Annotated in this window: 18 protein-coding genes; 10 read left to right on the top strand and 8 right to left on the bottom strand. The window is 67.1% G+C overall.

What is annotated here, in order from left to right:
- Positions 1-206 precede the first annotated feature (206 nt).
- The 5 genes from FCE95_RS08570 to recC form a co-directional block, all read right to left on the bottom strand.
- Positions 207-743 carry a hypothetical protein gene (locus FCE95_RS08570; protein ID WP_137266617.1) on the bottom strand — a complete coding sequence of 179 codons (537 nt, stop codon included), beginning with the start codon at positions 741-743 and terminating at the stop codon, positions 207-209.
- Positions 721-2,511 carry a TrbL/VirB6 family protein gene (locus tag FCE95_RS08565; RefSeq protein WP_137266616.1) on the bottom strand — a complete coding sequence of 597 codons (1,791 nt, stop codon included), beginning with the start codon at positions 2,509-2,511 and terminating at the stop codon, positions 721-723. The genes FCE95_RS08570 and FCE95_RS08565 overlap by 23 nt, the downstream gene beginning before the upstream one ends.
- A gap of 133 nt (positions 2,512-2,644) precedes the next feature.
- Positions 2,645-4,561: an exodeoxyribonuclease V subunit alpha gene (recD, locus tag FCE95_RS08560; protein ID WP_137266615.1), complete on the bottom strand. Its 1,917-nt coding sequence runs from the start codon at positions 4,559-4,561 to the stop codon at positions 2,645-2,647.
- Positions 4,558-8,148 (bottom strand): UvrD-helicase domain-containing protein, encoded by a 3,591-nt coding sequence (locus tag FCE95_RS08555; RefSeq protein ID WP_189644692.1) that lies wholly within the window; start codon positions 8,146-8,148, stop codon positions 4,558-4,560. The genes recD and FCE95_RS08555 overlap by 4 nt, the downstream gene beginning before the upstream one ends.
- Positions 8,145-11,480, bottom strand: a complete 3,336-nt coding sequence (gene recC, locus FCE95_RS08550) for an exodeoxyribonuclease V subunit gamma (protein WP_137266613.1) — start codon at positions 11,478-11,480, stop codon at positions 8,145-8,147. The genes FCE95_RS08555 and recC overlap by 4 nt, the downstream gene beginning before the upstream one ends.
- 298 nt (positions 11,481-11,778) lie before the next feature.
- On the opposite strand from recC, the gene FCE95_RS08545 reads away from it, so the two are divergent.
- The 6 genes from FCE95_RS08545 to FCE95_RS08520 are packed head-to-tail and all read left to right on the top strand — an operon-like array spanning position 11,779 to position 15,807.
- Positions 11,779-12,564 carry an ABC transporter ATP-binding protein gene (locus tag FCE95_RS08545; protein WP_137266612.1) on the top strand — a complete coding sequence of 262 codons (786 nt, stop codon included), beginning with the start codon at positions 11,779-11,781 and terminating at the stop codon, positions 12,562-12,564.
- Positions 12,561-13,313: an MlaE family lipid ABC transporter permease subunit gene (locus FCE95_RS08540; RefSeq protein WP_137266611.1), complete on the top strand. Its 753-nt coding sequence runs from the start codon at positions 12,561-12,563 to the stop codon at positions 13,311-13,313. Before FCE95_RS08545 ends, FCE95_RS08540 begins: the two co-directional genes overlap by 4 nt.
- Before the next feature lie 4 nt (positions 13,314-13,317).
- Positions 13,318-13,872, top strand: a complete 555-nt coding sequence (gene mlaD, locus FCE95_RS08535; protein ID WP_137266610.1) for an outer membrane lipid asymmetry maintenance protein MlaD — start codon at positions 13,318-13,320, stop codon at positions 13,870-13,872.
- Positions 13,869-14,519 carry an MlaC/ttg2D family ABC transporter substrate-binding protein gene (locus tag FCE95_RS08530; protein ID WP_137266609.1) on the top strand — a complete coding sequence of 217 codons (651 nt, stop codon included), beginning with the start codon at positions 13,869-13,871 and terminating at the stop codon, positions 14,517-14,519. The genes mlaD and FCE95_RS08530 overlap by 4 nt, the downstream gene beginning before the upstream one ends.
- Positions 14,503-14,796 carry an STAS domain-containing protein gene (locus FCE95_RS08525; protein ID WP_137266608.1) on the top strand — a complete coding sequence of 98 codons (294 nt, stop codon included), beginning with the start codon at positions 14,503-14,505 and terminating at the stop codon, positions 14,794-14,796. The genes FCE95_RS08530 and FCE95_RS08525 overlap by 17 nt, the downstream gene beginning before the upstream one ends.
- A gap of 45 nt (positions 14,797-14,841) precedes the next feature.
- Entirely contained in the window at positions 14,842-15,807 is a 966-nt protein-coding gene (locus tag FCE95_RS08520; protein WP_137266607.1) for an MlaA family lipoprotein, read from the top strand.
- A gap of 177 nt (positions 15,808-15,984) precedes the next feature.
- On the opposite strand, the gene FCE95_RS08515 is transcribed toward FCE95_RS08520, so the two are convergent.
- A complete protein-coding gene (locus tag FCE95_RS08515; RefSeq protein WP_189644759.1) occupies positions 15,985-17,277 on the bottom strand; it encodes a DNA recombination protein RmuC in 1,293 nt (430 codons plus the stop codon).
- A gap of 111 nt (positions 17,278-17,388) precedes the next feature.
- A complete protein-coding gene (locus FCE95_RS08510; RefSeq protein WP_137266605.1) occupies positions 17,389-18,558 on the bottom strand; it encodes a class I SAM-dependent rRNA methyltransferase in 1,170 nt (389 codons plus the stop codon).
- 251 nt (positions 18,559-18,809) lie between these two features.
- On the opposite strand from FCE95_RS08510, the gene FCE95_RS08505 reads away from it, so the two are divergent.
- From FCE95_RS08505 to FCE95_RS08495, 3 genes are read left to right on the top strand one after another with little or no spacing between them, the layout of a single operon-like run.
- Entirely contained in the window at positions 18,810-19,772 is a 963-nt protein-coding gene (locus tag FCE95_RS08505; RefSeq protein ID WP_137266604.1) for a TerC family protein, read from the top strand.
- A gap of 51 nt (positions 19,773-19,823) precedes the next feature.
- Positions 19,824-20,603, top strand: a complete 780-nt coding sequence (locus tag FCE95_RS08500; protein WP_137266603.1) for a rhomboid family intramembrane serine protease — start codon at positions 19,824-19,826, stop codon at positions 20,601-20,603.
- 56 nt (positions 20,604-20,659) lie between these two features.
- Positions 20,660-21,643 (top strand): NAD-dependent epimerase/dehydratase family protein, encoded by a 984-nt coding sequence (locus FCE95_RS08495; protein ID WP_137266602.1) that lies wholly within the window; start codon positions 20,660-20,662, stop codon positions 21,641-21,643.
- 165 nt (positions 21,644-21,808) lie between these two features.
- Here the strand turns inward: FCE95_RS08495 and FCE95_RS08490 are convergent, their stop codons facing one another.
- Complete coding sequence (locus FCE95_RS08490) at positions 21,809-24,115, bottom strand: TonB-dependent receptor (protein WP_137266601.1); 2,307 nt, start codon at positions 24,113-24,115, stop codon at positions 21,809-21,811.
- 174 nt (positions 24,116-24,289) lie between these two features.
- Here FCE95_RS08490 and FCE95_RS08485 point away from each other — a divergent pair, with 174 nt between their 5' ends.
- Positions 24,290-25,276 carry an alpha/beta fold hydrolase gene (locus tag FCE95_RS08485; protein WP_189644691.1) on the top strand — a complete coding sequence of 329 codons (987 nt, stop codon included), beginning with the start codon at positions 24,290-24,292 and terminating at the stop codon, positions 25,274-25,276.
- Positions 25,277-25,349: the final 73 nt, after the last annotated feature.

Raw genomic sequence — 25,349 nt, 5'->3', positions numbered from 1 at the left:
GCTGTCGTATCGATGACTGGTTCTTGCCAAGAGCGGACATCTGGTTACGGATCAATCCAGGTAGGCTCTTCGTACGTGCTAGCGGCCGACTCTTTTTAATCGCCCGCCAACCCAGAAACCCGCACCGCATGCCGCCAGCGCGGCGCCAGTATTTACCCGAGGCAGTGCAATCGGCGCGCACAGAGTAGTTGAACCCGCTACAGGTTCTAAATCCCCTCTTCTTTTCGAGGGCTAAGCGCCACTGAGTGCAAGCAATCCGCAGCTATATCTAAGAACACGAAATAGTAGCTGCCCCATGGCTGGATTGATTGGGCGATTGTGTCGTCGAACGGTGTATGCCCTTTTGGAGAGTCTACGATGACAAGTGGGCCATATTTTTTCTTGACTTCCTTGTACGTTATGCACGCTCCGTGAACCGTTAGACTCGCATGGCGAAATTTATGTTCATTGTCGAGCTGAAGCTTCAGGTCTGACACACCTAGATAGTTGCTAAGGGCGTGAGGCTCACCGATCAAAACAATACCGTCACGGTGTTCCTCCTCCCTTTCATAAGTAGAAACATTCAGAACGCTTTCAAAAGAGGGTTTCGTCAGCGGCATGTTTTGCCCCATAGAATCCAATAGCACCCATAGCCTCTGCCTGCTGGATGTATTGATGTCTTGGGAGCTATCTGCCGCCGCCGCTGCGAAAGATATAAAAACTGCCGTAATTGCCGATCTTCTAACGACCGTACCTAAGGTCATACTCTTCTCCATAGTATTCTCGGTAGCTCTTCTTGGCGCCTTTTCTTACGGAAACGTATTCATGATCTCCGAATACATTGCCGATTGACGTTCGTAACTTGACTTCATCTTTATCTAATAAGTACTGATCGTAGGCGGCGTTATATTTTTCGTGATTAACCGCGGTTCCATTCAAACCGATATCAGTCTGCGCATTGGTTGATTCCAGTATTTCTCTCCTTATTTGAATGTTCTTAACCATGGCTGCGGCCTCATCGCATAACGCGCCACGAATGTACGCCTCACGTGACGAATAGTCGGGCTTGTATGGGTAACTTGCATGCCCAATTTCGTGCACGAGCGCGCGTAAGGTTTCTTTGTCGTTGCCCTTCCAGCGTCCATCAATAATTATTGATGGCGGGTCGGTGCTTCTGTCCGTAATTGAACCTTTGTCTGGTGCGCCATATACAATCTTCCAGTGCTTTGTTTGTAGTTGAAGAAGGTCTTGCTGAAGCGTTGCCGAAAGGCCTATCAGGCGATCTACCTTGTCACCAAATACAGTGCTTGCTACAGCGCCCCTATCGCGTAGAGCCACAAGTTGCGCAGGCAACGAATCGCCTGTCCCGGTTCGGTTGTCCAACGAAGCTGTCGCATTCGGATACCGCTCCAAGAACGACCGCGTATCCTCGGCCGGCTTAACCCGATCCTCATGCGCGACCGTATGCGTGGACGCAGGTACGCGATGCGCATGCGTCTGCACAGGCGCCTGCTGGCGCTCGCCTGGGTCTGTGTGCGAACGTGCATGCATGTGCGGTTGAGGGGCGTGCGCCGTACCGGTGTGGGCTGCCGCACCTTGGCCGAACGCCGAATACGGGTTGAAATCCCCCAACAGCCCCTTGAAGAACTTAGCTGCGGCCGCCGGTGCGCCGATGATCAAGGTGGTCAAGATCAGTCCCAAACCGCCCTGCTGCATCGCCAGGCTGTTGATGCCTTCCACCGACGCGCCGGTCAGCTTGGCTGTCCAGAAGGTCGCCGCCACGGCGCAGATCATGTTCACGGCGATCGCGGCCATGACGTGCAGTACCGACAAAGCGAACAGCACGCCGACCAAGTGGTTCAGCCAACCCCAGAACAACGCCTTGGTCTGAGGAAACAGCAGACACAACACGAACAAGGGCGCGAAACCCAGGCATAGCGCCAGCATCAGCTTGTACATCAGCAGCAGGGCGCCGGCGACGATGGCCGGGCCGCCCATGCCTACGGCGACGAAGCCCATGTTTCTATCCTTGGCATCAAGCAGAGCGCCGTTGTCGCCGGCCTGGATTTCGTCGATGAACCCGAAGGCCATCTGCATGTAACCCAGCATCCGGTCGATGCCTTCGAAGACATCGCCGGTCTGGCCGGTGATGACGCGGTGGACCATTTGGCCCAGGTCATGGTCGACCCATTCGTACAGCGAACCGCCGCCCAGGCAGGCCCCGGTGGCGATGGTCGTGATCACCAGCGCCTGCGTCGTCTCGGTCACGAAAGCCGTCATTGAGCGCTGCGAGCGGCCGATGAGGATTTGGAATCCTTCGACCAGGAACCACAGCGTCAACAAGGTAGTCGCGGCGGTGCCGACCCAGGTCAGGAACCGACCGAACAGATCGATGCCGAACTGCCGGACCATGCCGTCGAGATGTTCGTAGAGGACACGGAAAACGACGTATCCGCTTGCATCGTCCAGCGGCCCGCCGCGGAATGCCTTAAATCCATCGAATAAGAACGTGGTGACCGAAGCCTCGTCCATCGTTCCGCCTCTTCCATGCGTTGGAACTGGAAAGACGGCAACGAAAGAAACCTGTGGCCACCTCGATCAATCTGCAAAGAGATTGATAAGAAGTCGCCTGACTCAGCTATACATATAGGTATCGGCGCAAGGCCTAGTGTTCGCTAGCGACGCGTGCCTTCAACCGCCCCGCCAACCCGGAAACCCGCATCGCATGTCGCGCCAGCGCCGCGCGCAGCACGGTTTCGTCCGCGCACAGGTGCAATGCATTACGGGCGCGGGTGATGGCGGTGTAGAGCAATTCGCGGGAGGCGACGCGGGTGTCCACGGCGGGCATTTGCAGCCATACGGTGTCGAATTCGGAACCTTGCGCTTTGTGCACGGTGACGGCGAAGGCGCCGGTGTGCGCGGGCAGGGTGGCGGGGTGGAAGCCGCGGACGCCGGCGGCGCCGCCGAACCAGGCGACGGCGGCGCCGTCGGAGCCGCGCAGGCAGACGCCGATGTCGCCGTTGAACAGGCCGTGGCGGTAGCTGTTCTCGGCGACCAGCAGCAAACGTCCGTGGAAATAAGTCTCGCGCTGGGCGCCGGCCAGGGCTTCTTCGATGCGCGCGTTCAAGCGCGATGCGCCTTGCGCGCCGTCGCGCAGTGCGCACAGCACGCGTTGGCGCGCGGCGCGTTCGAGCGCCGCGGCGGGATCGTCCAGCACCGTCAGTTCGCGCCAGGGCGTCAGCAGCGCTTCGCGCGTGGAGGCGGCGAGCGGATCGGTCGCGCCGGCGTGGTAGGCGACGCCGCGCAAGCCTCCGCCCAGCAGCGACAGCACTCGGTCCGCATCGCCCAGACGCGCAGCCTCGGCCAACGGCGCCAGTTCCAGCGACTGCGATTGCCGATAGCCACGGCGCAATTGCACGCGATGGCCGGCTAACGGCGACGCCGACGGCGCCGGCGTGGCGCGCACGAACAGCGACATCTGCCGCGCCGCGGCTTCGCTGTCGTTCGCGACGGAGGCGCCGCGCTTCGGCGGTGCGCCGAGCAACGGCGCCAGCGCGGCGGCATCTTCCGGCGCGAGCGTTTCGTCTTCGCCGGCGGCATCGACGATGGCTGCCAGCACGTCGCCGGCTTCCACCGACGGCAATTGGTCGCGATCGCCGAGCAGGATCAACCGCGCGCCGCTGGGGACGGCTTCCACCAGCTTGCACATCAGCGGCAAGTCGACCATCGATGCCTCGTCGACCACCACGGCATCGAACGGCAACGGATTGTCGCGATCGTGGCGGAAGCGCGGCGTGTCGCCGACCGGGCCGAGCAAGCGGTGCAGCGTGCGCGCTTCGGCGGGCAGCGCGTCGCACAGCGCGGGGTCGATGCCGGCCGCGCGCATCTGCGCGATCGCGCTCGCCAAACTTTGCGCCATCCGTTCCGCGGCGCGGCCGGTGGGCGCGGCCAGCGCGATCCGGGGCGCGGCGTGGCCGGTTTCGCGCGCTTGCGCCGCCAACAGCGCCAGCAGGCGCGCGATGGTGGTGGTCTTGCCCGTGCCCGGTCCGCCGGTGACGAACAACAGCTTGCGCAGCAGCGCCAGCGCCGCGGCGCGCGCCTGCAAATCGCCTTGGCGCGCTTGCGGGAACAGTGCGGCGAACAGCGATGCGAGCGGGCGCACATCGGCCGGCGCGGCATCCGATTGCGCCAAACGCAGCAAGCCCGCGGCCAGGCGCCGCTCGTATTCGCGGTAACGGCGCAAATACAACAGGCCGCCTTCGAACGTCAGCGGCTTCGCCGGATCGGAAGCCGCGTCCGCCGCAGGCGCATCGATCCATCGGGAAGCGGCCAGCGCCGCACGCCATTCGCTGGCTTCCGGCCAGGGGCGGCCGTCGTCGATCAGCAGCTGCGGTCGCGCCGGGTCGAACGCCGCATGGCCTTCGCCCACCGCGAACGACGCCAGCGTCGCCGCCTGCAGCACGCGTTCGTCGGTATCGGCGCCGCGCGCGCGATCCTGGCGGCGCAACGCATCGGCGAAGGCGCGGTCCACCGCGCGCAAGGTCTCGCGATCCGCGGGTTCGGTCCGGCGCCTGACGCTCATGCGCGCTTCCCGTTCGACAACAACGCATCCGCGGCTTCGATCAGTTCGCGCGGCAATGCTGGCGTCACGACGCCGCGCTGCGGATGGCGCGGATCGAGTCCGCGGCAAAACAGATAACGCACGCCGCCGAAATGGCGCTCGAAACGGTACGCGTCGCCCAATCGCAAGCGCAGCCAGCGATGCACGGCGACCGCGTACAGCAGCGCCTGCAGATCGTATTCGTGTGCGGCCATCGCCCGTTGCAGCGACGCCTCGCCGTAATCGGGCAGGAAGTTGGACTTGTAGTCGATCACGAAGGCGCGGCCGTCGGCGCGGACGATCAAATCGATCTTGCCGTTCATCAGCCCGTTCAAGCGCGGCCAGACCCCGAAATCGCGACGATCCGAAGTCAAACCGTGCGCGTGCAGCAGCGCCAGCAGCGCGGCGCCGTCCGCATCGTCCAGGGTGAAATGGAATTCGAGCTCGGCGATGCGCTGCGCGGGCGGCAGGTCGCACAGGCGGAAGTGGAGATCGCCTGCCGAGAGCGTCGCCTGCAGCGTGGCGCGAACCAGCGGCGCGAGTTCGGCGATGCCGTCGGCATCCTGGTCCTCGCGATAGCCCTGGCTGCGCAGCGCGCGGCGCAGCAGGTCGGTTTCGCCGTCCGGCACGCCCTCGGCATCGCGCCAGGCGGCGAAATTCGCATGCTCCAACGCGTAGTGCAGCGTGTTGCCGAAGCGTTCGCCCGAAAACGCGCGCGCCGCGAGCGGCCAATCCGCGCTGGGCCTTTCGTCGCCCGCCGAGGTTTCCTCGACCAAAGCGGCGACGCCGTGCGGGCGCTGGCGATGCAGCTGGCTGAAGCTATGGATCCACCAGTCGCGCCGGAGCGGCCCTTGCGGCACGCGCGGCGGCGGGGTCGGCGCAACCGCGGCCGCACGCAAGCGCATGACGTCCTCGGGATCGAGCGGGCGATCGTCGACGTACAAACGATCGCCCAGTTCGTGCCGCAGAAATGCGCTGGGTTGCGCGCCGCCCAGCAAGCGGAACAGCGCCGACTTGCCGTTCGCGAATACGGCGCCACCGCAAGTCCACAGAAAATCGATCGCGCGGGTCAAGCCCACGTACAGCAGGCGCATGTCCTCTTCGGATTCCTCCTGCTGGGCGCGGCCGTTGGCCTGCTTCCACGGCACCGCGCCGTGCGCGTCGTCCGTCTTCCATTGGCGGACGCGTTCGTCGGCATCGTCGTGGTAGGCGATGAAGCCGGATTTCGACGAAGCGTTGCGGCCGACGCCGGCGAACGGCAGAAAAACCAGCGGAAATTCGAGGCCTTTGCTCTTGTGCAAGGTGAGGATCTGCACGCGGCTCGCATCCGATTCCAGGCGCGGCCACTGCGCTTCGTCCTTGTCGTCGGCGCGGTCGATGGCCGCGCGCAGCCAGTCGACCTGGCTGTGCGGGCCGAGCTGCGCGGCATTCGCTTCCTGCATCGTTTCGCCGAGCTGGAGCAGGTGGGTGAGGCGACGCTCGCCGTCGGCGAAGGAGAGCACCGTCGCGGCCTGCTGCGCGGCCACGTCGGTCAGCATCGCTTGCGGGCCATGCTGCTGCCAGCGCAGCCGCCAATGTTCGAAGCGGGTTTGCCAGCGGCGCAGCGCCTCGCCGTCGTCGTCGAGCGCGCGCAGCTCGGCCGCGTCCAGGCCGAACAGGAACAAGGCCAGCGCGGCGCGCAAGCGGCGCTCGTCGCCGGGCGCAGCCAACGCGAGCAGCAACGTCAACAATGTTTGCGCCGCGTCGCTGGAGAAAAGGCTTTGGTTGCCCGTGGCGACGGCGGGCACGCCGAGCTTCGACAGCGCGTCCCGCACGGCCTGCGCCTCGCTATGGCGACGCACCAGCACCGCGCAATCGCGCGGCTCCAGCGGACGCGACCGTTCTCCGTCGCGGCGCAACGCGCGGCCGTCCGCAGCCAGCTGCAGCCAGTCGCGGATCGCCTGCGCGCACGCGGCCGCCGCGGCAGCCATCGTTTCGGCGGCGTCGCGATCGCGCAGCGGGCCGCCTTCGCCGGCGACCTGCGGCAGCGCCCGGAAAACGAAAGCCGGCGCCGTTTCGCCGTCGATGCTCAGACCGTCTTCGCCCTTCGCGGCTTCGACCGGCGCGTAGCCGATGCCGGCGCCCATTTCGCCGGCGGGCAAATCCGCGAACAGCGCATTGACCGTATCGACCACGCCGCGCCGCGAACGGAAATTGCGTTCGAGCCGGGCGCTCTGATCGACGTTCGCGCGCGCGCGCAGGTACGCATGCACGTCGCCGCCGCGGAAGCGGTAGATGGCCTGCTTGGGATCGCCGACCAGCACCAGCCCGCCGTCGCGCGATATCGCATCGAAAATCGCCCACTGGCGCGCGTCCGTATCCTGGAATTCGTCGACCAGCACCAACGGATACTGCGCATGCAGCGCCGCGACGAGGCGATCCCGGGACTCGGGCGCGGCCAGGGCGCGGTAGACGGCGTCGACCAGATCGTCGAAACCGCGCACGTTGAAGGCCGCCTTGCGCGCCGCGTCGCGCGCCTTCGCTTCGGCGCGGAGCGCGTGCAGCCGTTGCAGGTCGGCCGCCTCGCGCCAGACGGGCACGCGTTGCTGCGCGTCGATCCAAGTTTCCATCGCTTCGAACAACGGCGATTGCGGCGTGCGCCCCTTGTTGGCTTTGAGCGTTCCGGCTTCCAGCGCCGCCGGCGTGTATTTGCCGCACTTTTCGTGCGCGCTATCCGGAGCGGCGGCCTGGCGCGTCCGATCCGCCAGCCACGTCCAGAGCCCTTCGACGTGCTCGGCTTTGTATTGGCCGCTGTGCAGCATCTTCGCGTCGATCGCCGCCGACACCGCAAGCCGCGCCGTTTCTCCGTGCGCGGCGAAGGCGGCCCGCAGCCGTTGCCAGGCGGCATCGGATTGCGGCCGCGGATCGTCCGGCAGTGCGGCCGGCGCTTCCGGCAGCAAGGGTTCGAACGAAAGCAGCGGCACCATCGCTTCGGTCAGCTTGCCGATGTCGCCGAACGCGCGCCGCAGGAAATCGCTGTCCGCCGCATCGACGCTGAAAGCGCGCCACAGCTCGACCGCGAGCGCCGTTCGCGAGGCGCGGTTGTCCGGCTGCAATGCGTTCGCCACCAGCCGTTCGCCGGCGTCGAGCGCGTGTTCGGCGAGCAGACGCTGGCAGAAACCGTGGATAGTGGTGATCGCCGCCAGATCCATGTCGCGCACCGCGCGGCCCAGGCGCAAGCGCAGCGCGGGCAGCGGCTCGCCTTCCTTTCCGGCGGGATGGAGCGCGGCGTGGATCAATTCGCGCAGCAACGCGGTTTCCGGCGCGTCGTCCGCGCGCTGCGGCGGATCGCCTTCGCGCCACGCCATCGCCAGTTCCGCGGCTTGCTGCAGGCGCAAGCGGACGCGGGCGTGCAGTTCCTGCGTCGCGGCGATGGTGTAGGTCACGGCGAGGATCTGCGGCACGCGCAGGCGTTCGACGATCACCGCCCGCGCGAACAGGCCGGCCAAGGCATAGGTTTTGCCGGTGCCCGCGCTCGCTTCGAGCAGCGCCCGGCGCTCCAGGTCGACATTGCGCACCGCGTCGCTCATCGCAGCGCCTCCACCGCAAGCGGCGCATCGCCGTCGAGCGCGGAGAACAAGGCGACCGACAACCGGGCGAAGCGCTCGCGCTGCGCGGCATCGTCGTCGAAGAACGGATCGCGGCCGCGCAAGGCCAAACGCGTCGTCGCGCCCGCTTCGGCGAACGTGCGGTCGCTGCCGCTCCATGCCTTCTTCGCTTCCTGCCGGGCGCCGTCCGCGCCTTTCTCGGCCAGCGCCGCGAAATAGACGTAGCCGGGCTTAGGCAGGAACGGCAGCGGCGCGGCGAGCGCCGATTCCCGCAAAGCGACCAGCGCTTCGAGGTTGGCGATGGCCTGCGCCCTCGGCAACGGCGGGTGCGTGCGCAGCGTCGGCGCCGTTTTTTCGTTCGCCGCGGCGATTTCGTACAGCGGCAAGCCGTGCAGCGACGCCAGCCAGCGGTCGAGGCCGTGCCGCAGCGCATGCCCGCCGTGGCGGCCCTCGGGCCGCAGCGCGACGCGCAGCGCGCCGCCGTTCTGCACGTCGCGCAGCGCGCCTTGCAGCAGCCGCGATCCCGCGGCGATTTCGATCGGCTTGGTTTCGGAAGCGGCCTCGAAGCCCGCTTCCAGCGCGCAAAGCGCGAACGGTTGCACCTCGTCCAGCGTCGCCTCCACGCTGGCGCGCCCGTCCGCGCCCGGCGCGACCAGCGCGCGGGCGAGCAGGTGCGCATGCAACGCGGCGGCGTCCGGGCGCTCGCCCGATGCCAGCCAGGCGCCGAACGCCTGCTGCCGCAACGCGTAACGCGGCAACGGCGCGGGCGCGCCGAAGGGTTCGTATTCGGCGAGCGGCGGCTCTTCTTCCGGCAGGCGCAGGCCGAGCGTTTCCTGCAGGTAGATGTCGTGCGGCTTGGCGATGGCGCGGCGCAAGCGGTCGATGGACAGCGATTCGGCCGGCTCGGCGACGCGCGCGAGCGGGCTGGGCGCGAAGATGGGCGGCCGAGAGGTGCCGGGCGCGCCGCTCGCGGCGTCGTGCCAGCGCGCATCGTAGCTGAAGCGCCGCGGATCGCCTTTCGCTTCGTCCACGATCGCGGCGCCGAACGCGGCGGGCGAAAACGGCTGCAGCGCATGCCGCACCGCCAGCGCCCGGCGCACCGCTGGTTTGTCCGCGTCCGCGTGGTAGCGCGCCGCCGCATCGAGCAGTTCGGACACCGTCGCCGACGGTTCGCGCTCGCTGCCGTCGCGCGGATCGATCCCGCACCAGCTGAGATAGAACACGCGGCCGGCGCCGCTGAAGAGTTGCAGGAACAAATAGCGGTCGGCGTCGCGCCGCGACGGATCGCCGATGCGGCGCTCGCGCGTGTCCAGGTCGCGCACGATGCGGTCGAGCGGATCGCGCGCGTCGCGGGCCGGAAACGAAGCTTCGTCCATACCGAGCAGGCACACCGCCTGGAACGGAATCAGCCGCATCGGCACCATCAGGCCGAAGCACACGCCGCCGGACAGGAATGGCGCGCGCGCATCGCCGCGGACGAGTTCGCCGCGCAGATGGTCGAGCACCACCGCGTGTTCCACCGGCGCGGCGTAATCCGCCAGCCGCGCGCTTTCGGCGAAGCCGGCGATGCGGTCGCGCAGCCGGCGCAATGCGGCGGCGTCGGGGCTGTCGCGTTCGGGGTCGAAGACTTGTTCGAGCAGCCGCTCCAGATCGCGCGCCCACACCGCCGGCGCATGCGCCTGCGCCATGCGCGCGCCGCTTTCGCGCAGCACCGCGAGGAAGCGCAACAGCCCGTCGAGCGCGGCCGTCGAGCGGCCCTCCAGTTCCGGCCAGGGCGCGACATCGCCGATGTCGGCCTCGTCGCCGGAAGCATGGCCCAGCAGCAGCCGATCCAGCGCGAATTCCAGGCTGTACGCGGCATCGGCCGGTGCGCCGTGGCGGGCGCGGTCGGCGGCATCCAAGCCCCAGCGCGCGCCGGCTTCTTCCAATTGCGCCTGCAGCGCGTCGCGGTCGCCTTGATCGAGGTCGAAGCGCGAGGCGATGGCCGGCACCGCCAGCAGATCGATCACGTCGTTGGCGGTGAGCGGCCGCAGCGGCAGCTCGAGCAGGCGCAGGAACGCGGCGGCGAGCGATGCGTTGGCCAGCGGGCTGGTGTCGGCCAGCGTGTACGGTATTTCGCGATCGCTGCCGAGCGCGCCGCCGAACACCGCTTCGATGTGCGGCGCGTAGGCGTCGATGTCGGGCGCCAGCACCGCGATGTCGCGCGGGCGCAGCTTCGGCCGGCCCGGCGCGGCCGGCGCATCCAGCAGCGCGCGCAGCTGGTCGTGCAGCACCTGCACTTCGCGCAAGCGCGTGTGGCAGGCGTGGAATTGCAGGCTCGCGTCGCCGGCGTCGACGCCGCTGCGCGGCCAGCGCGCGTCTTGGTTCCCGGCGAGCGGCGCGCGATTGTCGAGCAGGTCGCGCTGCATGCGTCCGAGCAAGGTCGCGGCATCGGGCTCGGCATGCGGCGCGATTTCGAACGACGGCGCCACGCTCTCGCCGCTGACCAGGCCGGCGACGAAATCGCGGCCGGCCTGGCCCCAGGCCGCGAGCAGTGGATTGGGCGGAATATCCGCCTCGCCGCCGAGGAAATCGTCGTCTTGCGCGGGCGCGTACGAGGCCCAGCGATCCAGATCGCCCCAGAACGCACGCGCCGGCGTGTGCAGATAGAAATGCTGTTCGCCCGCGCGCGCCTGGCTGGCGATGACGCGCAGCACGTCGGGCGAAGTGTTCTGGCAAGCGAACACGAACAAGCGCGGCGGCAGGCCCAGCGGATGTTCGACCCGGCGCAAATAGTCGTCGATGCGGCGCGCGCGATGCCGGCGGCCGCGCGCGATGCGCCGCCACAGATCGGCCTGCCAATCGCCGGCGGGCGCCGCGCGCTCCCAATCGAGCAGCCAAGGCCGGCGCCAGGTCTGGTATTTCTCGTACGTATCGGCCAGCGCGTTCGCCAGCGACCATCGCTTGAGCGGATCGGCGTCGGTGCCGAAGGCGTGCAGCGCCTCGGGCGGCGCCGTGCGCAGTTCGCGCATCAGATGCCAGCGCAGCGTGTCGGCGGTCAGGCGGTCGGCGTCCGCGGCAGTGCCGAGGTTGGCGTCCAGCGCCAGGTCGACGAACTCGCCCGGGGTCAGGAAGATCAAGTTGGCGCAGATGCCGCTGTGCTCGGCCAGGGTCTGCTGCAGCCAGCGGCGCATGGAATGCTGCGGCACCAGCACGATGTCCGGCCGCAGCCAATCGCCGTCGGCCGGGAGCGCCGCCACCTGCTCGGCGAGCAGGCTGGCGAGCACGTCCAGGGCGTTGGAGTGGTAGAGACGGAAATCGGCGCGCAAAGACATGCGTTATCTTGCCGCAGCGCGGTCGCGAGCGCCGAGACGGCCCGGGCCAAAGATTTCTTAAACAACCCCGGCGACCGTAGCCGGATGAAGGGATAGACCGCTCCCGGCCGGAATGCCGACCCTCGTAACCGATTTTCGCAGCGCGCGACGGCGCGTTGAGGCAGTATCACAAGCGTATGACCCCGCTGCGCCCCTGCGACAATGCCATCGCTATGACCCTGTTCAGCCGCCGGACGCCAAGCTGCGCCCCTTTGCGCCGCGCGCGCCCGATCCTTAGATAAAGATCGCTCCCGCCCGAATGACCGCCGACACGCCCATCGTCCGCCTCGCCGATGTCCGCCTCGACCGCGGCGGCCGCGCCGTGCTGCGCGACATCTCGCTGGACGTGCCGCGCGGCAGCATCACCGCCGTGCTCGGCCCCAGCGGCAGCGGCAAGTCGACCCTGCTGGCGGCGCTGACCGGCGAACTGGCGCCGGCCGCGGGCAAGGTCGAAGTGTTCGGAAAGCCGGTGCCGCAGGCCAAGAAGGCCTTGCTGGAAATGCGCAAAGGCGTCGGCGTGCTGCTGCAAGGCAACGGCCTGCTCACCGATCTGACCGTCGCCGAAAACGTCGGCCTGCCGCTGCAGGCGCATACCGATCTGCCCAAGCCGGTGATCCGCCGCTTGGTCGAAATGAAATTGCATGCGGTCGGCCTGCGCGCCGCGGCCGATCTGTTCCCGCGCGAATTGTCCGGCGGCATGGCGCGGCGCGTCGCCTTGGCGCGCGCGCTGGCGCTGGATCCGCCGCTGATGATCTACGACGAGCCGCTGACCGGGCTGGACCCGATCGCCTCGGGCGTGATCATGAGCCTGATCAAGCGCCTCAACGACACCCTGGGCCTGACCAGCATCATCGTCACCCACCACGTCCACGAAACCATGCCGGTCGCCGGCCACGCGGTGGTGATCGCCAACGGCGGCATCGTCTTCTCCGGCACGCCGGCGCAGTTGGAAGCCAGCACGGATCCGCTGGTGAAGCAGTTCCTCAACGGCGAGCCCGACGGCCCGATCGCCTTCGACGCGGTCGCGCGGAGCCAGGCCGCATGAGCGCGTTCTCGTCGATCCGTTCGCTTGGCCAGGCGGGCTTGTTCTCGCTGTCGGTGCTGCGCGCCTCCAAGCCCACCGCCGATTTCTGGCGCGAGCTGGTGCGCGAGATCTACAAGATCGGCGCGCGCAGCTTGCCCATCGTCGCCGCCGGCGGCGCCTTCGTCGGCCTGTCGGTGACCCTGCTCGGCTACCGCGCGCTGGAAACCTATGGCGCCACCAGCCAGGTCAGCGTGCTGCTGGGCCTGGGCTTGTATCGCGAACTGGGCCCGGTGCTGACCGCGCTGCTGTTCGTCGGCCGCGCCGGTTCTTCGATCGCGGCCGAACTCGGCTTGATGCGCGCCACCGACCAGATCACCGCGCTCGGACTGATGGCGATCGACCCGGTCGCGAAAGCCGTCGCGCCGCGCTTCTGGGCGGCGGTGCTGTGCGTGCCGCTGCTCACCGCCTTCTTCTGCAGCCTGGCGATCAGCGCCGGCTATTTCGAAGCCGTGCACGTGATCGGCGTCGACTCGGGCACGTTCTGGCAGACGCTGAAGGACAGCGTCGATTTCGCCGACGATTTCGGCCAGGCTTTCCTCAAAGCCGCCGTATTCGGCGGCACCGCGGCGCTGGTCGCGTCCTATGTCGGTTTCCATTCCGAGCCGACCATCGAAGGCACCTCGGTCGCCACCACCCGCGCGGTGGTGAACGCCTCGCTGCTGGTGCTGATGTTCAATTTCGTACTTTCCGCTTTGCTGTTCCGGAGCTAACGCTATGGCCATCCGTGGTCCACGTCTCGAATTCGCGGTCGGCGCCTTCCTGCTGCTGGCCCTGGCCTCGCTGCTGGTGCTGGCGATCGCCTCCACCAACGGCAAGTTCGGCTTCGGCGGCGGCGACAATTACGCGCTGAAGGCCCGCTTCGGCACCATCGGCCAGTTGCGCCTGGCCGCGCCGGTCAAGATCGGCGGCGTCGTCGTCGGCAAGGTGGGCGAGATTCAGCTTGACCCGGTCAAATTCGACTCCATCGTCACCCTGGACATCGACAACCGGTACAAGGACCTGCCGGTCGACACCACCGCCGGCATCTTCACCAGCGGCCTGCTGGGCGAAAGCTATGTCGGGCTGAATCCGGGCGGCGATCCGGAAACGCTCAAGCCCGGCGACGAAATCGCCTACACCCAATCCGCGGTCGACCTGATGCAGCTGGTCGGCAAATACATGTTCGGAGGCGGCGGCGGTCAGCCTCCCGCGGGCGCGCAGAACGCCCCGCAGACGGCTCCGCAGACCGCACCCGCCCCCCAGCAGACTCCCACGGAAGAAACCCCATGAAGCAGACCGTTCTTTCGATCCTGATCGCCGCGGCCGTCGCCGCGGTGGCGCCGACCGCCGCGTTCGCGCAGCAGGCTCCGGCCGCCGCCAAGGCGAATTCGCCCAGCCAGATGGTGCTGACCAACAGCACCCGCATCCTGACCACGCTGGAGAACCGCCGCGCCGAGTTCACCAAGAACCGCGCCGCGCTGCGCCAGTTCATGGTCACCGAGTTCAACCAGATGTTCGACCGCGACTACTCCGGCCGATTGGTACTCGGCCGCCACGGCCGCGGCGCGTCCGATGCGGACGTGAAGCTGTTCTCCGACGCGCTGGCCGAAAACCTGATGCAGCGCTACGGCGCCGCATTGCTGGATTTCAACGCCAAGCTGCAGGTAAGGGTGAAGTCCGAAAGCGCGCTGCCGGGCGGACGCGGCGTGCGCGTGTCCAGCGAATTCCTGCGCCCCGGCGCCGAGCCGGTGCCGGTGGATTATCTGATGCGCCAGGTCGGCGGCCAGTGGAAGGTGTTCGACGTGATGGTCGAAGGCGTGTCCTACGTGCAGACCTTCCGCACCCAGTTCGATACGCCGCTGTCGCAGAAGTCGATCGCCCAAGTCGCCGCCGAACTCAAAGCCGGCAGCATGAAAGTCGATGCCGGCAACGACTGACGCCGGCGTGCGCGCCGACGGCGATGCGCTGGCGTTCGCCGGCGCGCTCGACCGTCCCGCGGTCGCGTCGCTGTGGCCGGCCGCGCTGGCGGCGATCGGCCAGGCGCGGCGGCTGGATTTGCGCGCGGTCGCCCAGGTGGACAGCGCCGGTCTGGCTTTGCTGGCCGAGTTGGCGGCGCGGATCGGCGCAGGCGTCCGGGTCGAAGGCGACCCGCCCGGCCTGGCCGAGCTGCGCGCCGCCTACCGTCTGACGCCCGACCTGGCTTTCGATACCTAACGCGCCCGGCCCCACGGCGGGCCCTGCCTCCGGTAAACTGAACCGATGCGTCCATTAATCCCCCTGTCGGCGCTCACCCTCGCGCTCGCCCTGTGCGGCGGCGCGCACGCGCAAACCGCGCCCGAAGCGGCACCGCAAACCGCCGCGGCGCAAGACGCCGCGGCGCTCCCGCCGCAGGATCCGAACGCCGCGCCGACCGCGGCGGAACAGGATTTCGACGCGCTGTACGGCAGCCAGGAGTACAACCCGGTCGCCGATCCCACTTTGCCGCCCGGCGTCGAATCGACCGCGGTCTACGATCCGTGGGAGAAGTACAACCGGCGCATGCACAAGTTCAACAATGGCGTCGACCGCGCGGTCGCCAAGCCGTTGGCGAAGGCGTACGTGAAAGCCGTGCCGCGACCGATGCGCCTGGGCGTCAGCAATTTCTTCAACAACCTCGGCCAGCCGGTCAGCGCGTTGAACGCGCTGCTGCAGGGCAAGCCGAAGCAGGCCGCGCAATCGCTGGGCCGCTTCCTGCTCAATTCCACCTTGGGCATCGGCGGCATCTTCGATCCGGCCGACGACGCCAAGATCCCGAACAAGAGCGAGGATTTCGGTCAGACCCTGGGCGTGTGGGGCTGGAAGCGCTCGCGCTATCTCGAACTGCCGCTGTTCGGGCCGCGCACCGTGCGCGACACCTTCGGCCTGATCGGCGACGCGCCGCTGTCGCCGATCCGCCAGATCGAAAACGACAAGATCCGCATCTTCACCCAAGGCCTGCAATTGGTCGACGTGCGCGCCCAACTGCTGCCGCTGGACAGCCTGCGCGACGGCGCCACCGACGAATACGCCCTGTTCCGCGACGGCTGGAGCCAGCGCCGCAACTACCAGATCTTCGGCGACAGCAGGCGCGAGAAAGACCAGGATCGCGACCTGCCCGATTACCTGCGCGAAGAAGAAGACAACCCGAGCGTGCCGGCCGATGCGATGCCGATCATGCCGACGGATCCGAATTTCGATATCAACTGAGCTTGTGTAGAGCGGAGCTTGCTCCGCTGCTTTGTTCTTAGCCCTCCCCTTCAAGGGGAGGGTTGGGTGGGGATGGGTTTCGAGTCGCGACGTAAACCCCATCCCCATCCCGGCCTTCCCCTTGAAGGGGAAGGAGACAAGCCAAGCAGCGGAGCAAGCTCGCTCTACGCAAGCGGATCACTCGCTCTCGTCGTCGCGCACCGCATCGCCGATCAAGTGCTGCGCCTCAGCCCCCGGCAACGTCTCCACGCCCTTCAGCTGCTTCTCGATCGCGCGGGTGCGCACGCCGGCCTGTTTCAGGCTGTTCTGCACGGTATCCAACTGCCCGTGCGCCTTCTCCAAGATGCCGGCGAACTTGCCGAACTCGGCCTTGACCGCGCCCAGCAATTGCCAGACTTCGCTCGAGCGCTTTTCGATCGCCAGCGTGCGGAAGCCCATCTGCAGGCTGTTGAGCAGGGCCAGCAGCGTCGTCGGGCCGACCAAGGTGACGCGGAATTCGCGCTGCAATCCGTCGAATAATCCAGGGCGGCGCAGGACTTCGGCGTACAGGCCTTCGGTGGGCAGGAACAGCAGGGCGAAATCGGTGGTGTGCGGCGGCGCGAGATATTTGTCGCGGATGCGCTTGGCTTCGACCTTCACCTGCCGCTCCAAACCGGCCGACGCCGCGGCCATCGCATCGGCGTCGGCGCGATCCTGCGCGTCGAGCAGGCGCTCGTAATCCTCGCGCGGGAACTTGGCGTCGATCGGCAGCCGGATCGGCTGGTCGTTCTGCGTGCCCGGCAAGCGCACCGCGAATTCGACGCGTTCGCTGCTCCCCGGCACGGTGACGCAGTTGGTTTCGTACTGCTCGATGGTGAGCACTTGTTCCAACAACGCGCCGAGTTGCACTTCGCCGAACGTGCCGCGGGTCTTGACGTTGCCCAGCACCCGCTTCAAATCGCCGACGCCGACCGCCAGCTGCTGCATCTCGCCCAGGCCGCGCTGCACTTGCTCCAGGCGCTCGGACACCAGCTTGAACGAGGCGCCGAGCCGGGTTTCCAGCGTGGTCTGCAATTTCTCGTCGACGGTGGCGCGCATCTGCTCGAGCTTCTGCGCGTTGTCGGCCTGCAAGCGCAGCAGCTGCTGTTCGAGCGTGGCGCGCATTTCGCCCAGGCGCGTCTCGTTGTTGCGGGAAAGCTCGGCCACGCGCGCGTCCAGCGCGGCGGCGAAATCGCGCAGGGCCAGCGCGGTCTCGCTGCGCGACTTGCGCGCGTCTTCGGTGAGGGTCTCGCGCAAGTCCTCCATCCGCTGGTCGTTGTTCGACGCCATGCTGTTGAGCAGGCTGCCGAAACCCAGGATGCGCTGTTCCTGCGCGGCGGACAGGCTGTCCAGCTGCTGGCGCAATTCGCCGCGGCCTTCGCGCTGTTCGTCGCGCAGGGCGCTTTCCAGGCTACGGTCGCCCCGGCGCAGCAACTGGACCAATTGCAGCAGCAAGACCGCCGCGAGCAGGGCGAGCAGCAGGTAAGCGAGAACGTCGGTCATGCCCCAGTTTAGCGCGGCCGTTCTCAGCGGCTAAGACGCCCGGCGCAACCTCTCGCCGCATCAATCCACGACTCGGCAAAACACGGCCTTCAAATACCGCGACTCCGGCACGCTGGCCAGGAACGGGTGATCGGCGCCCGCGCCGGCCACTTTCAGCACCTGGATGGTGCGGTTGGCGTAGAACGCGGCGCGTCGCAGCATGTCCAGGAACTGCTCCTCGCTGACTAGGCCGGTGCAGGAGAAAGTGGCGAACAGGCCGCCGGGCTTGACCACGCCCAGCGCCAGTTTGTTCATGTCCAGGTATTTCTTCAGCGCCGGGATCACCTGCTCGCGGTCGCGGGTCATCTTGGCCGGATCCAGGATCACCAGGTCGAAGGCTTCGCCGTTGTTGGCCGCGTCGCGCAGCCACGGGAAGATGTCGGCCTGCACGAACTTGATCCGCACGTCGTTCAACTTGGCGTTGCCGCGGGCGATGTCCAGCACGTCCTGGTCGATGTCGATGCCGACTACTTCCGTTGCGCCGCGCGCCGCCGCGTACACGCCGAAGCCGCCGGTGTTGCAGCACAAGTCCAGCACGCGCTTGCCGGCGGCCTGGTGCGACAGCCATTCGCGGTTGTCGCGCTGGTCGGCGAAGAAGCCGGTCTTGTGCGCGCCGGCCGGATCGGCGCGGAATTTGACGCCGTATTCGGCGATGACGGCCGGCGCGGGCGCTTCGGTGCCGCGGAAATCGAAGCTTTCCTGCTTCTGCACGTGCTCGTCGGCGAAACTGTAGAAGCGCGCGCCGGGGAATTCGCGCTTGAGCGCGTCGTAGATCCATTCGCGGTGGCGGAACATGCCGGCGCTGAAGAATTCGACCACCAGCAGGTCGCCGTAGCGGTCCACGACCAGGCCGCTCATGCCGTCGCCTTCGCTGTGGACCACGCGCCAGGCGTCGGAGACCGCATCCAGTTTCAGCGTTTCGCGGCGCAGCGCGACCGCTTCGCCGATCTTGCGCGCGAACCAGGCCGCATCGACCGGCACGTCGCGGTCCGTTTCCAGAATGCGCACCGCGATCCGTGAATGGCCGTTGTAGAAACCGCGGCCGATCCACTCACCGTCGACGCCCACCACGTCGACGATGCTTCCCGGCTTGGGCCGCTGAACGGGCTTCTCCACCAGTTTCTGGAAGATCCAAGGGTGGCTGGAGCGCCAGGCGTTTTTGAGGCGGACGATGGGAAGCGGCGAATTCATGAACCTATTTTATCCGCGCGATTGACCGGACCGGGCCGCATCCGCACAATCGACCGAGAAGGGGAGTAGCTCCCGACGTGAAGGCCGTCATTTCGAGCGTTCCGCGCTCCGGTCCCACGGCAACCCGCCAGGGTTGTGAGCGAGACCTTCGCCGCGCTGGCGAAGGCATGTCCCCGAACCGAACCCTCGACGCTTGAGTTCAGGTTCCCAGGGCCCTCCGACGGCTCTCTCAATCTCGCATGGGAACCGCTATGGACACGATTGGCAACCCTTGGTTATGGGCCGGCTTCGCCGGCGTGATCGTCGTCGCCCTGCTGGCCGACCTGCTGCTGATGCGCCACGGCGGCGCGCACCGGGTGACGTTCAAGGAGGCGCTGTATTGGAGCATCGGCTGGGTCGCGCTGTCGCTGCTCTTCAACGCCGCGCTGTGGTGGTACGCGAACGCCGCGGCCGGGCCGGCCGAGGCCAACCGCATCGGCCTGGAGTTTCTGACCGGCTACCTGGTCGAAAAGTCGCTGGCGGTCGACAACATCTTCGTGTTCCTGATGCTGATGAGCTATTTCGCCGTGCCGGAGGAATACCGCCAGCGCGTGCTGGTGATCGGCGTGCTGGGCGCGATCGCGTTGCGCGCGATCTTGATCTTCGCCGGCGCCGCGCTGCTGGCGAAATTCCATTGGCTGCTGTACGTGTTCGGCGCCTTCCTGCTGCTGACCGGGATCAAGATGTGGTTCGCGGCCGGCAAGGCGCCGGATCTGGAACGCAATCCGGCGCTGCGCTGGATGCGGGGGCATCTGCGGCTGACGGACGGCTATCACGGCCAAGCGCTGAGCGTGAGGCGCGATGGCGTGCGTTGGTTCACTCCGCTCTTCGTAGTGCTGGTCCTGATCGGCGTGACCGACGTGATCTTCGCCGTGGACAGCATACCGGCGATCTTCGCGATCACCGCCGACCCGTTCATCGTGCTCACGTCCAACGTGTTCGCGGTGCTGGGCCTGCGTGCAATGTTCTTCCTGCTGGCCGGCATGGCCGAACGCTTCCACCTGCTGCCCTACGGCCTGGCGGTGGTGCTGGCCTTCATCGGCGCCAAGATGCTGCTATTGGACATCTACAAGATCCCGGTGCTCTGGGCCTTGGCGACGGTGCTGGCGATATTGGCGGCCACGATCGCGCTGAGCCTGGCGCGCCCGCCGAAGCCTGGGGCAAATGGCGCGTAGGAGCGGGTTCCAGGGCCTTGCATCCGTCCGGATCGCCGCCATCCTGGCGGAATGCACCTGCATACGCCCGAGACGCCGCTGGACGCCAAGGCCCAAGGCCGGCTCGACCGCGCGCGCATCGTTCGCGCGTTGAAGTGGAGCCTGGGTTTCGTGCTGCTGCTCGCCACCGTGTTCTTGGCCCAGCCGCATTTCGACGTCGGCGCTTGGGCGGTGGCGCCGCACGAGCTGCGCGGCTTGGTCGGCATCTTGACCGCGCCGTTGCTGCACGGCTCTTTCGAACACATCGCCGCGAACGCGGCGGCGCTCGTTTTGCTCGGCACGCTGGCCGGCAGCGTCTATCCGCAGGCCACGATCCGCTCGCTGCCGTTGTTATGGCTCGGTTCGGGCTTGGGCGCGTGGTTGCTGGGCGAAACCGGGACGCGACATCTCGGCGCCAGCGGCGTCACCCACGGCTTGATGTTCCTGGTGTTCGTGCTCGGCCTGCTGCGCCGCGACCGGCCCGCAATCGCCGCGGCGATGATCGCTTTCCTGTTGTACGGCGGCATGCTGCTGACCGTGCTGCCGCGCGAAGCCGGCGTGTCCTGGCAGGCGCATTTGGGCGGCGCGCTGGCGGGCGCGGTCGCGGCGTTCCTGTTCCGGCGCAGCGATCCGCTCGCGCCGCGGCGCAAATACAGCTGGGAAATCGAAGAGGAAATGGCCGAGGAGGCCGCGCGCATCGAACGCGAACAGTTCGAACCGGAACGCCCGCGCGACGTGCCGGTATTGTGGAACCGGCCGCAGCCGCAGCCGCCGCGCGGCGTGGTCCTGCGTTTCCCGCGCCGCGAGGATTAACGCCGCGGCCGCGGCGAAGCTAGAATCGCCGCTTCTTTTCGCAAGGAGCGGACGCGATGCGGATCCTGGTCACCGGCAGCTCCGGCCATCTGGGCGAAGCCTTGATGCGCACGCTGCGCGCCGCCGCGCACGATGCGGTGGGCATCGACATCGCGCCTTCGCCATATACCGATGCGGTCGGCTCCGTCGCCGACCGCGATTTCGTCGCCCGCTGCATGCGCGGCGCGCAGGCGGTGCTGCACGCGGCCACGCTGCACAAGCCGCACGTGGCTACGCACACGCGCCAGGATTTCGTCGACACCAACATCACCGGCACGCTGAACCTGCTGGAAGAGGCCGCGGCCAACGGCGTCGGCGCTTTCGTCTACACCAGCACCACCAGCGCGTTCGGCGACGCTTTGGTGCCGCCGGCGGGCGAACCGGCGGCTTGGATCACCGAGGACGTGGCGCCCGTGGCCAAGAACATCTACGGCGCGACCAAGACCGCGGCCGAAGACCTGTGCCGCATCTTCCAGCGCAAGCAGAAGCTGCCTTGCCTGGTGCTGCGCACCTCGCGCTTCTTTCCCGAGCCGGACGACGACCCCGCGCTGCGCGGCGCCTACGCCGACGGCAACATCAAAGCCAACGAATTGCTGTACCGGCGCGTGGACGTGCAGGACATCGTCGACGCGCACCTGCTGGCGGTCGCGCGCGCGCCGGAGATCGGCTTCGGCCGCTACATCGTCAGCGCGACCACGCCGTTCGAACACGAAGACCGCGCCGAATTGCGCCGCGACGCGCCCGCCGTGCTCGCGCGCCGCGTGCCCGGCTACGAGGCCGAGTACGCGCATCGCGGCTGGCGCATGTTCCCGAGCCTGGACCGCGTGTACGTGAACGCGTTGGCGCGCAAGGAGTTGGGTTGGCGGCCGCGCTACGATTTCGGCCACATCCTCGAGCGGCTGCGCGCGGGCGAGGATCCTCGCAGTCCGCTGGCGCAGGCGATCGGCATCAAGGGCTACCACGGCCAGGCTTACGAGGACGGGTTGTATCCCGTCGAGTAGCGCTTTGTAGGGGGCTTTTGTGGGAGGGGCTTCAGCCCCGACGCTTTTCTGGAGAGAAGTTCGCCGCGACACGAAAGCGTCGGGGCTGAAGCCCCTCCCACAAAGTCAAAGCCTTCCATTTGCAAGAAACCCGCCTTTCGGCGGGTTTCGTTTTTCGATCCGTTCTTAGAACTTCGCGGTGAACTCCAACCCCCACATCCGCGGCTCGTTGATGAAGCCGGTGAGGTTGTTGAAGTCGATGCCGCCCACCGCGCGCTCGGTGTCGGTGATGTTGCGGCCGAACAGCGCCACTTCGTAGTTGCCGACGTTCCAGTTGTAGCCGACGCGCAGGCCGCCTTCGACCAAGGGCTTGCCCTTGAATTCTTTTGCTTCGTACAGGAAGTAGTTGATCTCGCCGCGATAGGCCCAGTCGGTGTAGACGAAGAACTCGCCGTCGCCGACCGGCACGCCCCAGCGCGCGGTCAGGTTGTGGATCCACTTCGGCGCCTGCGGCAGCGGGTTGCCGTCGATGAAGGCGACCGTGGTGCCGTTGGCCAGTTGCTGGGTGGGGTTGGTCACCGTGCACAGCGGCGGGGCGAAGAACGTCGCGCCGCAGACCGCGACGGCCAGCGACTTGTCCTTGATCTCGGTGTCGTTGTAGCTGCTGCCCAAGGTGACCAGCAAGTTGTCGGTCAGATACGCCTCGAGATCGAATTCGAAGCCTTGGCCGAGACTCTTGTCGGCGTTGAGCAGGATCGCCGAATTGTTGGAGCCGCCGACCGCGACCAGCTGCTGGTCCTTCACGTCGTAGCGGAACACGCTGAAGCCCATCCGCGCGCGCTTGTTCCACAGGTCGGCCTTGATGCCGGCCTCGAAGGAAACCACTTCCTCGGAATCGGCTACCGACGGCATCGGCGAGAACAGCAAGCGCGCCTGGATCGACGGCGCGCGGAAGCCTTTGGCGACGCGGGCGTAGAAGTTCACGTCCGGATTGATCGCATAGGTGCCGCTCAGATCCCAGCTGACGTCGTTGGCGTCGGTGCGCACCGGGAACGGACCCGATACCGGCGTGCCGAACGGCGCGGCCTCGAGCACGCTGGCGGTGAAGTCCTTCTTGTCCTGGGTATAGCGCAGGCCGCCGCGCAGCTTGAACTTGTCGGTGACGTCGTACTCGCCCGAGGCGAACACGGCCCAGGCTTTGTTGCGCTGCTTCTGCACCGCATGGCCGGCCTGCGCGCCGCCGGCGAGCGAGTCGTAGTTGAAGCTGTCGACGGTGATGTCTTCGTCGAAATAGAACAGGCCCGCCTGCCAATCGAAGCGGCCCCATTCGTTCGATTCGATGCGGAATTCCTGGCTCAGCTGGCGATGGTCGGGCAGGCCGTCGGCCGATTCGGACGCGAACGGGATGTTGCCCGGTCCGAAATTGCCCGGGCCGAGGAACGACGCGCCGAAGCCGCCGTCGATGTCGCCGCGGCTGAGCGTGTCCACGCTCTCGTAGCCGGTGATCGAATACAGCGTGGTGCGGCCCAGGTCCCAGCTCAGGCGCGCGCTGGCGCCCTGCGATTCCAGCTTCTGGAAGTTCTGGCCGTCGATCGACACCTTGTCGCGGTCGAAGCCATCGACGAAATCGTTGGTGCCTTTCTTGAAGATGTTGGCGCGGAACAGGCGCGCGGTGCCGCCCAGGTCGCGCGCGTGGACGTTGAACAGCGCTTCGAAACCGTCGCCGCTGTCGTACAGCAGCTGCAGGCGCGCGGCCATTTCCTCGTAGCCTTCCAGCTTCTTTTCAGGACCCGCCGCGTAGGTGTTGTCGACCCAGCCGTCCTGCTTCTGGTACAGCATCGAGACGCGCGCGGACCAGCGGTCGCTCAATGCGCCGCCGACCGCGCCTTCGACGTTGACGCTCTCGTTGGTGCCCACCGAAGCCTGCACATAGCCTTCGGTTTCCTGGGTGGGACGGCGCGATTCGAACTTGACCACGCCGGCCGGCGTGTTGCGGCCGAACAGCGTGCCCTGCGGGCCGCGCAGCACTTCCACCTGGTCCAGGTCGAACACCGGGAAGCCCTTCAAAATCGGGTTTTCCTGCACCACGTCGTCGTAGATCAGCGACACGGGCTGCGATGCGTTCAAGTCGAAGTCGGTGTTGCCCAGGCCGCGGATGTAGAAGCGCGGGAAGGCGCGGCCGAACGAGGATTCGATGTTCAGCGACGGCACGCGTCCGGACAGGAAGCGCACGTCCTGGCCGCCGGAGGCGAGCACGTTGAGCTTTTCGCCGTCGACCGCGGTCAGCGACACCGGCACGTCCTTCGCGTTTTCCACACGGCGCTGCGCGGTGACCTGCACGGCGTCCAGAGTCACCGCCTCCTGCTGCGCTTTCGCTTCGGCGGTAGCGGGAGTTTCCTGCGCGGCCGCCGCCAGCGGCAACAAGGCGGCGACGGCGATCGCGAGCGGACGCAAGCGGGCGGAGTGCGACGGAACGCGAAGAGGCAAAGGCATGGCGGGATCCTCGAAAGGCTGGCTGTGGGCGCGGGTTCGCGCGGTGTCCCCTCAGGCGGAGATTGTTACAGATTCGTGATGTACGGGCCACGCCGGATTGGCTCCGTGACCTGCGGCATTCCCCCGTTCGCGCCTCGCCGTTTAACGTGGCGGCAAGCCCGAACGGAGAACCCCATGCGCCTGCCGACGATCTGCATCCCGCTCGCGCTCGCCCTCGCCGCCTGCGCGCAGCCTGCCGCGCGCGAACAGGCCGCGGCGCCCGCCGCGACGCCGGCCCCTGCCGCGTCCGTCGCGTTGGCGCCGGGAGAGCGGCGCATCAAGGCTTCCGACGGCGCCGAGTTGTATCTGAAGGTCGCCGGCCGCGGCCCGGTGTGCATGCTGATCCATGGCGGACCGGGCCAGGGTTCGCTGTCCACCGAGAAGATGGGCGCCGACAAGCTCGAAGACTTCCTGACCATGGTCTGGTTCGATCAGCGCGGCTCGGGCAAGTCGCCGGATGCGCAGGATTACCATCTGGATCGCGTCGTGCAGGATTTCGAAGACGCGCGGCAAGCGCTGGGCGTGGACAAGATGTGCCTGATCGCGCACTCCTTCGGCGGCATCCTGGCGGTGGAATACGCCAAGCGCTATCCGCAGCACGTGTCCAAGCTGGTGATGGCCAACACCACGCTGCATTTCCTCGGCCCGGAAAATTCGCGGATGCAGATCGATTTCGTCAACCGCGTGCTGGGGAAGCAAGCGGTGAAGGTCGCCGCCGACGCCGACGATGCCGCGCTCGCCAAGGCCCGCGACGAGGCGCGCGCGGCGCTGATGAAGAGCGGCAACGGCTACCGCTTCCTGTCCGAAACCACCGACAGCATCAAGGTGATGGGCGAGATCGACGGCGGCTACGCGCGCTCGCGCGGCTTCGGCAACGCGATCTTCGACGAGAACGCAAAGTATCCGGAATACATGGCCGACTACACGGCCGACTCCGCCGCGGTGACGCAACCCGTGCTGGTGATCGCCGGCAGCAAGGACTATGCCGTAGGCCCGGACGAGCACAAGCGTTTCCGCTTCCCGAACCAAAAGGTCGTGGTGCTGGATGGCGGCCACATTTCTTACTACGAGAACAACGCCGAATTCGTCGGCGCGATCCGCGAGTTCATGGCCGAACGTTGACGCTCTTGTAGAGTCGAGCCTGCTCGACTGCTTTTCCGCCCATTCGCCAGATCGCCCTCGAAGAGCAGTCGAG

The organism is Luteimonas gilva (assembly GCF_005239095.1).
Taxonomy (GTDB): domain Bacteria; phylum Pseudomonadota; class Gammaproteobacteria; order Xanthomonadales; family Xanthomonadaceae; genus Luteimonas_C; species Luteimonas_C gilva.
Note: the sequence above shows the minus strand (reverse complement) of the source record. Positions and strands in the feature narration are given on the sequence as shown.

Excerpts from the sequence above, each read along its gene's own strand:
- recC (WP_137266613.1), bottom strand. The coding sequence starts at position 11,480 with ATGTCTTTGCGCGCCGATTTCCGTCTCTACCACTCCAACGCCCTGGAC.
- FCE95_RS08570 (WP_137266617.1), bottom strand. The coding sequence starts at position 743 with ATGACCTTAGGTACGGTCGTTAGAAGATCGGCAATTACGGCAGTTTTT.
- FCE95_RS08510 (WP_137266605.1), bottom strand. The coding sequence starts at position 18,558 with ATGAATTCGCCGCTTCCCATCGTCCGCCTCAAAAACGCCTGGCGCTCC.
- FCE95_RS08540 (WP_137266611.1), top strand. The coding sequence starts at position 12,561 with ATGAGCGCGTTCTCGTCGATCCGTTCGCTTGGCCAGGCGGGCTTGTTC.
- FCE95_RS08500 (WP_137266603.1), top strand. The coding sequence starts at position 19,824 with ATGCACCTGCATACGCCCGAGACGCCGCTGGACGCCAAGGCCCAAGGC.
- FCE95_RS08565 (WP_137266616.1), bottom strand. The coding sequence starts at position 2,511 with ATGGACGAGGCTTCGGTCACCACGTTCTTATTCGATGGATTTAAGGCA.
- FCE95_RS08495 (WP_137266602.1), top strand. The coding sequence starts at position 20,660 with ATGCGGATCCTGGTCACCGGCAGCTCCGGCCATCTGGGCGAAGCCTTG.
- FCE95_RS08545 (WP_137266612.1), top strand. The coding sequence starts at position 11,779 with ATGACCGCCGACACGCCCATCGTCCGCCTCGCCGATGTCCGCCTCGAC.
- FCE95_RS08520 (WP_137266607.1), top strand. The coding sequence starts at position 14,842 with ATGCGTCCATTAATCCCCCTGTCGGCGCTCACCCTCGCGCTCGCCCTG.
- FCE95_RS08485 (WP_189644691.1), top strand. The coding sequence starts at position 24,290 with ATGCGCCTGCCGACGATCTGCATCCCGCTCGCGCTCGCCCTCGCCGCC.
- FCE95_RS08505 (WP_137266604.1), top strand. The coding sequence starts at position 18,810 with ATGGACACGATTGGCAACCCTTGGTTATGGGCCGGCTTCGCCGGCGTG.
- FCE95_RS08530 (WP_137266609.1), top strand. The coding sequence starts at position 13,869 with ATGAAGCAGACCGTTCTTTCGATCCTGATCGCCGCGGCCGTCGCCGCG.
- mlaD (WP_137266610.1), top strand. The coding sequence starts at position 13,318 with ATGGCCATCCGTGGTCCACGTCTCGAATTCGCGGTCGGCGCCTTCCTG.
- FCE95_RS08525 (WP_137266608.1), top strand. The coding sequence starts at position 14,503 with ATGCCGGCAACGACTGACGCCGGCGTGCGCGCCGACGGCGATGCGCTG.
- recD (WP_137266615.1), bottom strand. The coding sequence starts at position 4,561 with ATGAGCGTCAGGCGCCGGACCGAACCCGCGGATCGCGAGACCTTGCGC.
- FCE95_RS08490 (WP_137266601.1), bottom strand. The coding sequence starts at position 24,115 with ATGCCTTTGCCTCTTCGCGTTCCGTCGCACTCCGCCCGCTTGCGTCCG.
- FCE95_RS08555 (WP_189644692.1), bottom strand. The coding sequence starts at position 8,148 with ATGAGCGACGCGGTGCGCAATGTCGACCTGGAGCGCCGGGCGCTGCTC.